This window comes from Binatus sp. (SeqCode) (genome assembly GCF_049584895.1).
GTDB lineage: Bacteria > Desulfobacterota > Binatia > Binatales > Binataceae > Binatus.
Map to the genome: position 1 here is coordinate 188,809 of NZ_JBAUYR010000036.1, position 12,482 is coordinate 201,290.

The 12,482-nt window shown below is 59.7% G+C and carries 15 protein-coding genes and 1 pseudogene; all 16 read right to left on the minus strand.

The annotated features are described in order from the left end of the window. Nucleotides 1-5: 5 nt before the first annotated feature. Nucleotides 6-1,124, minus strand: coding sequence for a tetraacyldisaccharide 4'-kinase (gene lpxK, locus WB650_RS07315; RefSeq protein ID WP_422302428.1), 1,119 nt, complete (start codon nt 1,122-1,124; stop codon nt 6-8). A 3-nt stretch (nt 1,125-1,127) separates the two neighbouring features. Beyond that, entirely contained in the window at nt 1,128-2,417 is a 1,290-nt protein-coding gene (locus WB650_RS07320; protein WP_423959971.1) for a 3-deoxy-D-manno-octulosonic acid transferase, read from the minus strand. Nucleotides 2,418-2,448: 31 nt separating this feature from the next. After that, the gene (locus tag WB650_RS07325) at nt 2,449-4,242 is read right to left on the minus strand and encodes an ABC transporter ATP-binding protein (protein WP_422302432.1); all 1,794 of its coding nucleotides are present in this window, start codon (nt 4,240-4,242) and stop codon (nt 2,449-2,451) included. Next, complete coding sequence (gene lpxB / locus WB650_RS07330; RefSeq protein WP_422302433.1) at nt 4,239-5,441, minus strand: lipid-A-disaccharide synthase; 1,203 nt, start codon at nt 5,439-5,441, stop codon at nt 4,239-4,241. The genes WB650_RS07325 and lpxB overlap by 4 nt, the downstream gene beginning before the upstream one ends. Nucleotides 5,442-5,498: 57 nt before the next feature. Then, nucleotides 5,499-5,966 (minus strand): CYCXC family (seleno)protein, encoded by a 468-nt coding sequence (locus WB650_RS07335; protein WP_422302435.1) that lies wholly within the window; start codon nt 5,964-5,966, stop codon nt 5,499-5,501. Continuing rightward, nucleotides 5,963-6,565 carry an SCO family protein gene (locus tag WB650_RS07340; RefSeq protein ID WP_422302437.1) on the minus strand — a complete coding sequence of 201 codons (603 nt, stop codon included), beginning with the start codon at nt 6,563-6,565 and terminating at the stop codon, nt 5,963-5,965. Before WB650_RS07340 ends, WB650_RS07335 begins: the two co-directional genes overlap by 4 nt. A 50-nt stretch (nt 6,566-6,615) precedes the next feature. Then, nucleotides 6,616-7,482, minus strand: coding sequence for a CopD family protein (locus WB650_RS07345; protein WP_422302439.1), 867 nt, complete (start codon nt 7,480-7,482; stop codon nt 6,616-6,618). Further along, nucleotides 7,479-7,856 (minus strand): copper resistance CopC family protein, encoded by a 378-nt coding sequence (locus WB650_RS07350; RefSeq protein WP_423959973.1) that lies wholly within the window; start codon nt 7,854-7,856, stop codon nt 7,479-7,481. Before WB650_RS07350 ends, WB650_RS07345 begins: the two co-directional genes overlap by 4 nt. Next, entirely contained in the window at nt 7,853-8,773 is a 921-nt protein-coding gene (locus tag WB650_RS07355; RefSeq protein ID WP_422302443.1) for a hypothetical protein, read from the minus strand. The genes WB650_RS07350 and WB650_RS07355 overlap by 4 nt, the downstream gene beginning before the upstream one ends. 56 nt (nt 8,774-8,829) lie before the next feature. Continuing rightward, nucleotides 8,830-9,318 carry a MauE/DoxX family redox-associated membrane protein gene (locus WB650_RS07360; protein ID WP_422302445.1) on the minus strand — a complete coding sequence of 163 codons (489 nt, stop codon included), beginning with the start codon at nt 9,316-9,318 and terminating at the stop codon, nt 8,830-8,832. Continuing rightward, complete coding sequence (locus WB650_RS07365) at nt 9,273-9,728, minus strand: rhodanese-like domain-containing protein (RefSeq protein ID WP_423959975.1); 456 nt, start codon at nt 9,726-9,728, stop codon at nt 9,273-9,275. The genes WB650_RS07360 and WB650_RS07365 overlap by 46 nt, the downstream gene beginning before the upstream one ends. A gap of 171 nt (nt 9,729-9,899) precedes the next feature. Next, nucleotides 9,900-10,286 carry a hypothetical protein gene (locus WB650_RS07370; RefSeq protein WP_422302449.1) on the minus strand — a complete coding sequence of 129 codons (387 nt, stop codon included), beginning with the start codon at nt 10,284-10,286 and terminating at the stop codon, nt 9,900-9,902. Continuing rightward, a complete protein-coding gene (locus WB650_RS07375; RefSeq protein ID WP_422302451.1) occupies nt 10,283-10,831 on the minus strand; it encodes a TlpA disulfide reductase family protein in 549 nt (182 codons plus the stop codon). Before WB650_RS07375 ends, WB650_RS07370 begins: the two co-directional genes overlap by 4 nt. Nucleotides 10,832-10,842: 11 nt before the next feature. Beyond that, on the minus strand, nt 10,843-11,307 hold the full coding sequence (locus WB650_RS07380) for a CYCXC family (seleno)protein (protein WP_423959977.1): 465 nt from the start codon (nt 11,305-11,307) through the stop codon (nt 10,843-10,845). Between the two features lie 10 nt (nt 11,308-11,317). Then, nucleotides 11,318-11,911: an SCO family protein gene (locus WB650_RS07385; RefSeq protein WP_422306001.1), complete on the minus strand. Its 594-nt coding sequence runs from the start codon at nt 11,909-11,911 to the stop codon at nt 11,318-11,320. Between the two features lie 71 nt (nt 11,912-11,982). Further along, nucleotides 11,983-12,482, minus strand: a pseudogene (locus WB650_RS07390) (hypothetical protein); the annotation flags it as partial.

Consider the following 12,482-nt stretch of genomic DNA (forward strand, 5'->3'; position numbering starts at 1 on the left):
TTCTGTTACGCATTTGCCGCGCTCACCGCCGTCGCGCGGCCCAATATCAACTCCTCGAGCGCGCGCGTGTCGGTCCCGTCCATCGTTACTTCGAGCCTGAGAGCGTATAGCGAATCGCGCGGGAACGGAAACCGCTCCAGCTTGATGAGGTCCTTCTCAGTCGTGATGACCAGGTCGGTGTCGCGCATTGCGTTCACCATAGCCTGCCAGTCGGCGTTGGTGTAGGCGTGATGGTCCGGATATTCGAAGACACCAATCAGGTCGGCGTCGTGCTCGCGCAGCATCGAGTAGAACGCGCTCGGATCAGCGAGACCGCACACAGCCAGCACTCGGCGTCCTGCCAGTCCCAGCGGAGTTTCCCGCCACACTCCGTTCTCAATCGCCAGCAGCGCGCGCGGTCGCACCGACGCGTGAAATACTTTGCACGCCGTGAGCTTCTTCATCTGCGACGGTCGTATTGCCGATGCGCTGGTCCCGGAGTTCATCACGATGATCGCGTCGGCGCGATTAACCGACCCTATCGGTTCGCGCATCGGCCCTGCCGGGAGCATCCAGCCATTGCCGAAGCCCCGCTCATTGCTGACCAGTAACAGATCAACGTCGCGATTCAAGCGCTCGTGCTGAAAGCCGTCGTCGAGGATCACCGCGTCGAGCGGACCGAGCCCAGCCAGCAACTCGATCGCGTCAATCCGTCGCCGCGCAACCGCGATTGGTCCGGTGAACAACTTCGCCATCATCGCAGGTTCGTCGCCCGCTTCTTCCGGTGAAACTTTCAAGCTGCCGCCGTCGGCTACGAGTTCGGCGCGCGCTTTGGATCGCGCACGTCCGTAGCCGCGACTCACGATTCCCACGTGCAGGCCGTGGCTCTGCAAGCGCCTCGCGAGAAACAATGTGAACGGAGTCTTGCCGGTCCCGCCGACGGTCAAGTTGCCGACGCTGACAGTCAGCACTCGTGCTTGCCGCTTCATCATCCTCCAATACAGATGACGCGCGCTCACGCCGACTCGGTAAAATCCCGCCATGGCCGCGAGCCCGACCCACGCTGGAAGAAGCTGCGCGGGAAGTTCGCGCTGCCACAATCGTTCGATCCGTGGGCGATTCGGACTCGGCTCGTTAATCGGCATCGGTCAGCCGAGACTAGTGAGCGCTTCGAGATGCTTCAAGGCTAACTGCGCGCCGCCGGCCCCTTTGCTGACGGATGCGTGCGCATTGCGGCCGGCCTGTTGTCGCGCCGCATCGTCAGCGAGCCACTTCGAGGCTTCGCTGACAACGTCGCCCGAGTTCTTGACGATTCGCGCGCCGCCGGAAGTGACCAGCGACGACACCATCGCATGCTGGTTCTCGTGATACGGACCGATCAGCACCGGGACATCGACCAACGCCGGCTCGGCAGGATTCTGCCCGCCGCGTCCCGGCGCGAGACTGCCGCCGACGAATGCAATCGCACCGCGACGATAGAAGCTGCGCAGCTCGCCCATCGTGTCGAGGATCAGAACGTCCGCATCGGGTACTGTGTCGGGCGAATTGAGTTCCGATGCTTTCACGAAATTGAGCGAAGCGGCGCGCAATAGGTTTTCGACTTCGGGCGTGCGATCGAGATGACGGGGGGCAATCATCAATGCGAGCTGCGGAAAGTTCTTGCGCAGTTCGCGATAGGCGTCCACGACTACCGCGTCTTCACCCGGCGCCGTCGATCCTGCGATTAGAATTTTGCGTCCGGAAGCGAACCTTAGGAGCCCGGGACGAATCGGATCTTCAGTGGTCGCATCCGCTTTCGCCACTTCGAGTTTGGTGTTTCCGATGACGACGATCTTTGCTTTGAGATCAAACTGTGCGTAACGCGTCGCGTCTTCGTGGCTCTGCGCCAGGATCAGGGTCGCGTGGCCGAGCGCATCTCGAAACAGGCCGCGCGCGCGCATGTATCGGCGCATCGAACGTTCCGAGATGCGGCCGTTGACCACTGCGATCGTCGCGCCGGCGCGCGCGGATTCCAGGAAATAGTTCGGCCAGATTTCAGTTTCGGTGATCAACACAACATTAGGCTGCACGCGCTCCAGAAAAGATCGCACCGCGTGACGATTGTCGAGCGGCGCGAGCATCCACGCCGTCGCGCCCGGGATTCGGCGCATGGCGGCTTCGCGTCCCGTGGCCGTCATCGTAGTGATTGTCATGATCGCGCCCGGATGATGCTCGAGCAGGCCGATCGCGACTGGCCGAATCGCTTCGACCTCGCCGACCGACGCCGCATGAATCCAGATTCGCGGCGTGCCGGCGGTGTCCGGAAAGTCGCCATGTCCCATCCGCTCGCGGTAGTCCCGCATGTTGGCCGGATGCGCCGCGATCAGCGCGAACGGCAGCGCCGGGTACCACAGCATGTTGTAGATCGCGCTTAGCATCGAAGCCTCGTCGATCGACACGGCGGACAGTCGAATTTGCGATCAGCGATTGTCAGTTAACCAGACCGCCGTTGCCGGCCAGATCTTCAGGCGACATGAATTGCAGGTCGTAGAGCTTTCGATACTCCTGGCCGCGCGCGAACAATTCGTCGTGAGTGCCGTCTTCGACGATTCTGCCGTGAACAACTACGACGATTCGATCCGCGCGCCGTACCGTCGAAAGGCGATGCGCTATCACCAGCGTCGTTCGATTTTCCATGAGATGCTCGAGCGCTTCCTGCACCGACCGTTCCGCGGCGGAGTCGAGCGACGACGTTGCCTCGTCGAGAATTAAAATCGGAGCATCCTTGAGTAGCGCACGTGCGATCGCGATACGCTGACGCTCTCCGCCCGAAATGCGCACGCCCAACTCGCCCACCATCGTGTCGTAACCGTTGGGCAGCCGCGAAATAAAGTCGTGCGCATTGGCGAGCTTGGCGGCGGCGATCACGCGCTCGAGTTTCTTGTCGCTGCTGCCGTACGCGATATTGGCGCGAATCGTGTCGTCGAAAAGGAACGTGCTCTGCGTCACGAGACCGATTTCCGCGCGCAGCGACTTGAGCTGCAGCTTGCGCACGTCGATCCCGTCTACAGTGACGCATCCCTGCTGAACGTCATAAAATCGCGGGATCAAATCCGCCATCGTGGACTTGCCGCCGCCACTCATCCCGACCAGCGCGACCACTTTGCCCTTTCCGATCTCGAGGTTAATATCGTGCAGCACCCACTCGTCGCCGTACCTGAAGCTGACGTTTTCAAACGCGACGCTGTGCGGGCCGGGCTGCAGCTCGATACCGTCGGGAGCGTCGGGAACCTCGCTCGGCAAATCCATCATCTCGAAGACGCGCTCAGCGGCCGCGAGCCCCTGCTGAATGCTGTTATTGGTTTTGCCCAGCGCTTTGAACGGCCGGTACACGAGAATCATCGTCGTGAAAAATCCGGCGAATTGACCGAGAGTGCGGGCGCCCGTCTGCAGCGATCCCACCGCCCACCAGACCACGGCGACGACCGCAACCGCGCCGAGCGCTTCGATCAGCGGTCCCGTGAACGCCTTGATCCGCGCCACCCGCATGAAGATTCGGAACAGCCGCTTGAGCTCGCGATTGAAACGCGCGCGCTCGTAATCTTCCATCCCGAACGCCTTGACGACCCGGTTTCCCTGAAAGGTTTCATGCAGCAGCGACTGCAGGCCGCTCAGTTGCTTTTGCTGATTCTTGGTCTCTCGGCGGACTTTCTTCGAAAGGCTCGCGATCGGCAGGACGATGATCGGGAAACCGATGAAGGCGATAATCGCGAGCCGCCAATCGATCCAAAAGGCAGCCAACAGCAGCGCGATGAGCGACATGCCGTCGCCGAAGATAGAGAAGACGCCGTTGCTCAGACTCGACACCACCAGGCCGGCATCGCTGATGACCCGCGAAACCATCACGCCCGTCGGCGTGCGATTGAAGAAACTCAACGACTGGCGTTGCAGACTCTCGTTCAGGTCGCCGCGAATATCGACGACCATCTTCTGAGTAATGTAGGAGCTGAGATAGTCGTCACCGAAGTTGGCAATCGCGCGCAGCAAAAACAGTCCTGCCAGCAGCAGCGAGTATTCGCGCAGTTTCAAGGCGCCGTGCGCGTCGAGCTGATGACCGACTTTCAGATTGGTGACCAGATCGACCACCAGCTTTATGATGAACGGGATTCCTGCGCTGGCCGCCGACAGCACCGCCATCGCCAGCCCAAGCAACAGCACGAACGGAAACAGATATGGGCGGATGTAGCCGTAGAGCCGCCATTGCAGCGGAGTGAGCAGCTTCATGCGGCGACCTTGGACGCGATCATCTCGAGTGCGATGGTCGCGACGCGTCCGGCTGCGCCCGGCGAGCCGAGCTTCTCGCGCAACGACTTCAGCGCTGCCACTGTGTCCGCGCGGATCGTCTCGCTAAGTAGCGGCTCAGCGGCTCGCACCAGCTTCTCGACCGTCACGTCGCGCTGGATCAGTTCCGGCACGATCTGGCGGCCGGCCAGGATGTTCGGCATCCCGATAAAATCGACTCCCGTCACAAGCATCCGGCCTAGGATATAGGTAAGCGGCGACACTTTGTAGGCGATGACTTCGGGGCACCCTAGCAGCGCCGTCTCCAGCGTCGCGGTCCCCGACGCGACCAGCGCGAGCTCGCTCGCCGCGACGATGTTGTAGGTATCGTTCTCGACAATCTTGATTCCTGCCAGGTCCGCGCGTCCCACCTCGGTGAGTTCAGCTTGCGTCAGAGTAGGAGCTAGTGCGAGCGCTATTTGAAGATCATGGTCGCGCGCGACAATTCGCGCCGCGTTCACCATCGGATTCAACAGGTAGCGAACTTCTGCGCGGCGGCTGCCCGGCAGAATCGAAATGATACGCGCACGCGGCGGGAATCCATGGCGCTTAAGCGTATCTTCCCGGTTCTGGATCGTGGCGATCCGATCGAGCAGCGGATGCCCAACGAACGAGACCCGCTCGCCCGCGCGATGAAACAGTTCGGCCTCGAACGGCAGCACTACCGCGAGGCGGTCCGCGCGATCGACCAGCTTGTCGACTCGGCCGCGCCGCCACGCCCACACTTGCGGCGTGATGTAGTAGAGGACCGGCACACCGTTGCGCCGCGCGGTGCCGGAGAGGATGAGGTTGAACTCAGCATAGTCAATCAGGATTAGCAGGTCGGGCTTTTCGCGCCGGATGATTCGGCGCAGCGTGCGAAATGCGCCGACTGTGCGTCCAATGGTCGAGGCCAGTTCCGAAAGGCCCAGCCCGTGGATGTCCTCGGTCTTGATTATCGCGCGCACGCCGGCTGCGCGCATTTTCTCGCCCGCAATTCCGAACAACTCGCATGACGGATCGCGCGCGAGAATCTCCCGCGCCAAGTCGCCGCCATGAAGATCGCCGGACGCCTCGCCGGCGACGATCATGATGCGGGCTTTACGCGCGGTATCCTTCAGGCGCTCATCAAGCGGCGGCGGCGCTTCGGCATTCAACGGCATCGAAGCGATTGTGATTGAAAACCCCGACGTCGCAAATAGCCCCGCAGCGCGCGCGATTCAATTGTCCTGCGCGAAATTCCTGCGGATCGCGTTGCGTATCTGATCGACCGGCGAACCCTGATCCGCCATCCGCTTCGCCAGCAGCACCTCGCCGGTGCAGATTTCGCACGCCGACGCATGCATGCCGCGATAACAGTCGAGCAGGCTCTGATGACCTTCGGCCTTGTCGCATCCGCAATAGCAGTGCAGTTGCGCGAGCAGCTCCGGATTTTTCTCAGCGTATTTGTACGCTTCTTTTACCGGACCGGCGGCGAACTGGTTTGGATCGAGCGTCAAGCGCGGCTGCGATCCTTTCGGCGCGTCGGTGTCCGCCGCTTCAGCCACGCCAGTGCAGCAGCAATGACCCGCGATACACATCGCGCCGCGCGCGTTGCTATTCGCAGTTGAGCCACCGAGCATCGGCCACAGGTACGCCAGCGTCAGAATCGCCGCAAACGAAGAGCCGAAAATTATCGCCCGTCTCATGCCGCGCCTCCCTTGTTCAGAGTCTTTCTGACGTCGTCGACGATGTCTTGCGCCTTTACGATTTCGCCGTTGTATTCGCGGACCAGCCGGCCATCAGCGCCTATCAGCATCATATCAACCAGGTGACCTACGGAACCATCGGGCTCAACTTGCCGGCTGAGCTTGAAGCCCGCCAGCGCTCGATCGATATCTCCGGGACCTCCCGTCAGGAAATACCATCCCTTCTCATCAGCTCCCTGCTGACGCGAGTAATCGAGCAACTGTTTGGGACCGTCGTGCTCGGGGTCAACGCTGATTGAGACAATGGTCACTTTCGAGCCGAGGTCGTTACCCAATCGCAGCGCAACGTTCGCCAGCTTTGCCGTCTCCATCAAGCACGGCCCCGGGCATGACGTATAAATGAAGTCGACCACGATCGGTTTACCCTTGAGCGACGTGAGGGCGACCGTGTTGCCGTTCTGATCGACGAGCTTGGTGTCAGTCAGGCAACTCGCCGTGGCGGCGCCCTCCGAGCCGCGATGGCAGCCGGCAACTGCGAGCATGATAGCCGTGATTGCTACAGCGATGATCGTAGATCTGAGATTAAAGTGAGTAGTCATATATATGTCTCTTAGTACGTTTATATGGTTAGTGATTAAACGTCCATTACTCAATGTGGCGGCGGCGTGTTCGCCAGCACCACCGACCATCCAAGCACGACGGCCAGCAAGACGCATTCGACGGCCACATTGCGAATCAGCGCCGCACGCGCCGACGATTCTCCCACCGACCCCACCAATCGATAGCGGTTGTAGCCGCCAATCAGGATCACGGTCGCTGCCGTACCGACCTTCCACAGCAGTGTTCGACCGTAGATCGAATTCACCAACAGGTCGAGTCGCAGTCCAAGTGAGTCCCATGCTCTGACCGCGCCGGTCACGATCAACACCGCAACTGACCACCCCGCTATTGTGGATACTCGCGAGGTCGCCGATCGCAGCCATTCCGCGCCCACGTGTCCGTAAGTCGCGCCTATCAGCAACGAGACCAACGCGCCAATCCACATGCCCGCCGCGGCCTGATGAGCGAAATGAACCGAGACAGCGAATGCGCCCTTGTCGATCGCATGGCTCGTTACGCTTTGAAAGGCAAGCAGCGCCGCGGACACTGCGAATATCAGCGTGGTCGCAAGCCGTCCCGGTGCAGGGATCCAGGCTGCCAGAGCCAACAGCAACGCGGTCGCCAGCCGCCACGTCCAAACCCGGCCGGCGAAAGTCTCGCGCATTATTTGCGGCATCATGGGAATTACTTCTCTGAAAGTTGAATCCGCCATTCCCGCGCCTACGGACAAAAGTCTCAGCGGCGACGCCACCAGCACGATCAGAGCGAGCACTCGCCACAGCACTGCCATGCTCCGGCTCCATCGATCGCCGTCGGCGAGGCCGCGCGGTGCTACCATCAGCGCAAACCCGGCTGTTCCGAATATCAGCACTTGCGACGCTACTAACGGCCACGCGAAGATTGGCGGCGGTATCACGATCCGTTTGCGACCGAGAAGGTATACGAACCTTCGGTGTGATGCGTATCGATACAGACGACGGCCCACTTGACCGTGTAGTCGCCGGGCTTCAGCGCACCAACTTTGACAGACAATTGACGCCCATCGTCGCTGACCTGCGGCGCGCCTGCTGCTTCGTTCTTGCCGTCGGCGCCAGTCACTTCCAGTTTGGCGAACAGCTTCTCTATCGGAGCGTCGAAATCGATCACGACCTCCGACGGCGGCGACGCAACCTTCTGTCCCGCCGACGGAGTCTCTTTGTCCGGAAACGAATGCGCCCAGCTCATAATCGGACTACTCACTACAATAGCCAGTAGCAATGCCGCGAATACGCATATCCTCGATGTCTTCATTCGCCGGGTCCTCGATTGATAGTCCAGTTGCCCCACTTCGGGAAAAACGAATCGTAAAATATGTCGAGCAATCCGATTATCGTCGCATGGCTAGCGGGCACTGTCGTATTGTTCAATGCGAGCTGAGTGCCCAGACTCAATTCATAATGATAGCTCACGTATGCGATGCCTGGGGTCGCCAAAATCGTGGGAAATGTCTGGCCCGACGGACCTCTGATCAGCTGATCGTAGTTGAATTCCGTGAACAGAAAGAGATTTCGGAAGGGCCACTTGAGCCCGATATCCTGAACGTTGTTGCTGAGGTACGGGATTGAGTATTCAACCACGGCATCGGCAAACAGGTCATGACTGGTTTGCCCGCCTAACGCCGGCAAATAACCGACGTCGCCTTGAAATCCCAGCGGCCGCAGATACTTGAGAACCGGCAAATTAGGAAGGTCGCCAAGAGCTTTTTCCCAGAGGAATTCCGGACCCAGGCTGGTGTGGCTCTGATTTCGAATATCCTTGTTCCCGACCGGCAGATCGGCGACGAGCGCAATCGAGGTAAGAAACTCGTGTTGCAGTGAGTAGTAAAAAGCCCATTTCGCAGCCACTTCCGGATTGTCGACGCCTTCGTGGCTCGGTCCCTCGTACGGCGAAACATGATGCCACGCCGTTCCGCCCGCGAGACTGAATCTCGGCTGGTAGTTGTCGTCGATCCAAAGCACCTTCTCACCCGAGAATCCGATCGAGTAGTCATTGGCGTCGCTGCTCTTGACCCACGACGGCTCGAGGATGTCCAACTCATTCGCCGGAGTCGGATCTTCGGCCACCAGAGGTTCCAGGAACACGTAATCGCCCACAACCCCGTGCGCGTATGCCGCACTCGCGCGCATCGCAAAGACTACCATCAACGCAAAAACTATTTTCCTGAGCATAACTATCCATCCCGGGCCGTATCAGGCCGATCAATCAGACTACTTTCGACTGGCGATTATTCCAGCGACGGCTGGGTGATCGAGCGCAAATATACCCACAGCGCGCTCGCGAACAACACCATGTCCAGCACAAGCTCAAGCCACATTCTTGGTCGCGATGGCGCGCCGGCCCCGAAACAGCCGCAGTCGAGCGTGAGGCCTCGAAGCAGCGCAGACGCCAACGCGGTAAAAAAAATTGCCGAGAGTAAAGTGATCGCCAAAGCTCCGATCCGTCTGGTCCTCGGCGCTAGCATCAAGAGGCCACATGCGATCTCGAATGGTGGCAGGGCCAGTGCCAGCAGGCTTACAAACACCGCCGGCAGGATCCCGAATGCCGCGACGCTGTCCGCGAACTGCAGCGGATCCCGAATCTTGTCGATGGCCGCATAGATGAAAATACCGGCCATAGCGAGGCTGACCCCGAGCACCACGCGGGCCTGAAGTTTATCCTCAGATGCGATCATCGTTCGCTCCCGGTAGATGCCGGCAGACCAGCCGCTGACCATTCATCCCATCCGCCTGTGAAGACGCGGACATTGCTGAAGCCAAGACTCAGCAACGCGTTTGCTACCAGGCGGCTGTCATGACATTCGCCGCCGGAGCAGTACACGATGATTGGCTTGTCCTGCGCGGCCTGCAGCACTCCCGCCAAATTCCGATAGTCTTGCGCGAAGTCGTCTCGCGCGAGGTTGAGCGCTCCCGGCACGTGTCCCCGCTCGAAGAATGGGGACGGCCGAGCATCCAGGATGAGTGCACTCTTGCCTTCGACGGTAGAGCGGAATTCATCGAGTCCGACTGATGCTGCGGGCGCGATCTTGAACGGAGGTGCAGCGACCAGAGTCGTCAACTCCGCGTCGAAACGCTGCTCCGGCGTTTGATAGACGATAGGAAGTGGAGCGGATGAAAAGCGATTCATCAGGAGTCCAGCCGCGAGCGCAGCGATTGCAAGAAGCACCACACCAGCGAGATCGCGCAATACCCGCGGTCCGAGATTCCTTGCTTGAGATAGGTGCGCCGGACTGCCGGCGGCGGTAGAGATTGCTGATCTCATCGAGTAGTTCACCAGGAGAGACGGTTGCTTCCCACCTCAATGCGTCGGAGCTGTGACAATCGCCATGAACGAGGCGCGATTGCTCTCTTGCTGAGCCTCGACCTGATATTCGTTACGCTCCCTCTCAGAGATTTCCGCAGCTTCATTGTCCGCTGCGGCGCGGCATAGCGAAATTTCCCGGTCGCGCTCGTCGGCTTCCTGCTGTATCTGCAATGCCATGGAAGGATCGAGAGTTCCTACTATGCGCTCCGTTTCGTCTCGGCCGCGCCTCAGCGCTTCGTCGACGCATTGTTTCTCTCGCGCGGCAATCATTCGCCACTTTTCATCCACGCTCGCCAGCCTTGGATCCGAGCCGCCCGCCTGAGTATTCGTCTCAGCGCATCCGGCCACCAAAATAATTGCAACCAGGGCAAGCTTATTCATTGGAGTGTCCCCGGCTTCAGTGAAGCATGCGTGGCAGAAGTTTGCGGCAACAACGGCAGCACGGTATCCGTCAGACTCTTCTCGGTAACCGGAGTCTGGTCGGGAGTGAATTCCGCGCGCAGGACCCCACCGCTATCCACGACAAACGTAACTGGCAACTCGTTGGGCGGACCGAAATCGTTGACCTTGGCGTCATCCAACATCGCCGCCGGATAGCTGAGCGACTGCATGACCTTGATCACATCGGATCGGTCGTGGGGGCGGTCCGCGCTCACCCCGATCATCTCGAGTCCATTGCCATGATAGCGCCGATAGAAGGCGTCGAGGGCCGGCATCTCCTTGCGGCAGGGCGGACACCAGGTCGCCCAGAAGTTGACGATTACGACTTTCCCGCGTTGCGCACTTAGATCGAATGTCTGGCCGTCCAGTTCGGGCACGACCAGCGCTGGCGCGGCGCTACCTACGGTCACGGAAGCGAACGCCAGTCCGCCCACACAAATGACCGCGGCAACCGCCGCGCCGGCAAACCACAATCTCGTGCGCATGTGCAGCAATATCAATTTTCTCCGGCGTAATGCCTGCGAAGCGCATCACGTATCTGCTCGACCGGCGAACCTTGCTCTGACAACTGCTGCGCCATCAACGCCTCGCCCATGCAGATTTCGCATCTCGAGCCATGGTCGCCTCGGTAACAATCGAGCAGATTCTGATGACCCAGCGTCCGGTCACATCCGCAATAGCAATGCAGTTGCGCCAGCAGCGCCGGATTTTTCTCAGCAACCTGGTACGCCTGCTTTGCCGGACCGATGAACTGGTTAGGATCGAGGGTTAGGCGTTCGTTCGCGCCGATAGCCGCCACCGTCTCTGCCTTTGCCTGTCGCGCGCAGCAGCAGTGACCCGCAATGCACATCGAACCACGCACACCGCCGTCTCCCACCGATGAAGCGCCGAACGTTGGCCACAGGTATGCCAGTGCCAGAATGGCCGCCGCCGAGGAGCCCAAAATTATCGCTCGCTTCACGCTGCTTGTCTCAACCGTTGTTCAAAGTTTTCTTGACGTCATCGACGATGTCCTGCGCCTTGACGATCTCGCCGTTGTATTCTCGCACCAACCGCCCATCCGGTCCGACCAGCATCATGTCGACGAGATGGCCAACTGAACCGTCCGGCTCGATCTGCCGGCTCAGCTTGAAACCGGCCAGCGCCTTATCGACGTCCGCAGGACCTCCGGTCAGGAAATACCAGCCTTTCTCATCCGCGCCCTGCTGATGCGAGTAGTTGAGCAACTGCTTGGGGCCGTCATGCTCCGGATCGACACTGATCGAGACAAGTGCGACCTTTGAACCGAGATCGTTACCCAGCCGCAGCGCGACATTCGCGAACTTTGCAGTCTCCATCAGGCAAGGTCCGGGGCACGACGTATAGATGAAATCCACCACCATCGGCTTGCCCTTGAGCGACTCGAGCGAGATCGTGTTGCCATTCTGATCAACGAGCTTGGTGTCGGTGAGGACGCTAGCAGCGCCTTCTTCGGTTGAGCCGCTGTGGCATCCAGCAGCCGCAAACAACGCTGACGTCACGATTAGTATGATTGCAAGAGATCTGAGATTGTCGTCGATACTCATATAGGTATCCCCTACCGATTATAATTTTTGAGTTGCTGGTCGCCATACCTCAACGTCGTCCTGCTTTTACATCAAAAGCTGTAACTTAAGATCAGCTTGGTTGAGAAGGCGGCGGTCAGCTGATAGCCCCTCATGTTTTGAAAAAATGGAACCTCGATGTCTGCGTACGCCCGAATGATCCCGATTTTGATTTCGCCGCCCGGAGCAACGATAAAACGGGTGTAGCCGCTGTCGGCGGGACTGGCGTTGTTACCCGTGTCGCGTGTACGGTCAGAGGCGAGAAAGGTCAGCATCGGAGCGAGTTCCTTGAGAAACCCGACGTGGCCGAAGTCGTAGTAGGTTCCCACTGCACCATCTACTTCTCTTCCCGGCGTGTACTGGTCCTGTTCCCACAACGGCAAGTCGTAGTTCACCTGCACGAAATAGTTGAAGGGGCGCTCCTTGAAGGTCAACGGCAACGAACCCAACTTCGTCGGTATTGATCCAACGTGGTAAGCTCCCAATAGAAGATCGGTGCTTCCCGTGCCGATCTGCGTGTCCCGATCGTAGGGTGGATAGGTCGACTGGCCGC

Coding starts and splice junctions, on each gene's coding strand:
- WB650_RS07335 (WP_422302435.1), bottom strand. CDS start 5,966: ATGAGACGGGCGATAATTTTCGGCTCTTCGTTTGCGGCGATTCTGACG.
- WB650_RS07375 (WP_422302451.1), bottom strand. CDS start 10,831: ATGCGCACGAGATTGTGGTTTGCCGGCGCGGCGGTTGCCGCGGTCATT.
- lpxK (WP_422302428.1), bottom strand. CDS start 1,124: ATGCCGATTAACGAGCCGAGTCCGAATCGCCCACGGATCGAACGATTG.
- WB650_RS07360 (WP_422302445.1), bottom strand. CDS start 9,318: ATGGTCAGCGGCTGGTCTGCCGGCATCTACCGGGAGCGAACGATGATC.
- WB650_RS07350 (WP_423959973.1), bottom strand. CDS start 7,856: ATGAAGACATCGAGGATATGCGTATTCGCGGCATTGCTACTGGCTATT.
- lpxB (WP_422302433.1), bottom strand. CDS start 5,441: ATGCCGTTGAATGCCGAAGCGCCGCCGCCGCTTGATGAGCGCCTGAAG.
- WB650_RS07355 (WP_422302443.1), bottom strand. CDS start 8,773: ATGCTCAGGAAAATAGTTTTTGCGTTGATGGTAGTCTTTGCGATGCGC.
- WB650_RS07365 (WP_423959975.1), bottom strand. CDS start 9,728: ATGAATCGCTTTTCATCCGCTCCACTTCCTATCGTCTATCAAACGCCG.
- WB650_RS07385 (WP_422306001.1), bottom strand. CDS start 11,911: ATGAGTATCGACGACAATCTCAGATCTCTTGCAATCATACTAATCGTG.
- WB650_RS07370 (WP_422302449.1), bottom strand. CDS start 10,286: ATGAATAAGCTTGCCCTGGTTGCAATTATTTTGGTGGCCGGATGCGCT.
- WB650_RS07340 (WP_422302437.1), bottom strand. CDS start 6,565: ATGACTACTCACTTTAATCTCAGATCTACGATCATCGCTGTAGCAATC.
- WB650_RS07325 (WP_422302432.1), bottom strand. CDS start 4,242: ATGAAGCTGCTCACTCCGCTGCAATGGCGGCTCTACGGCTACATCCGC.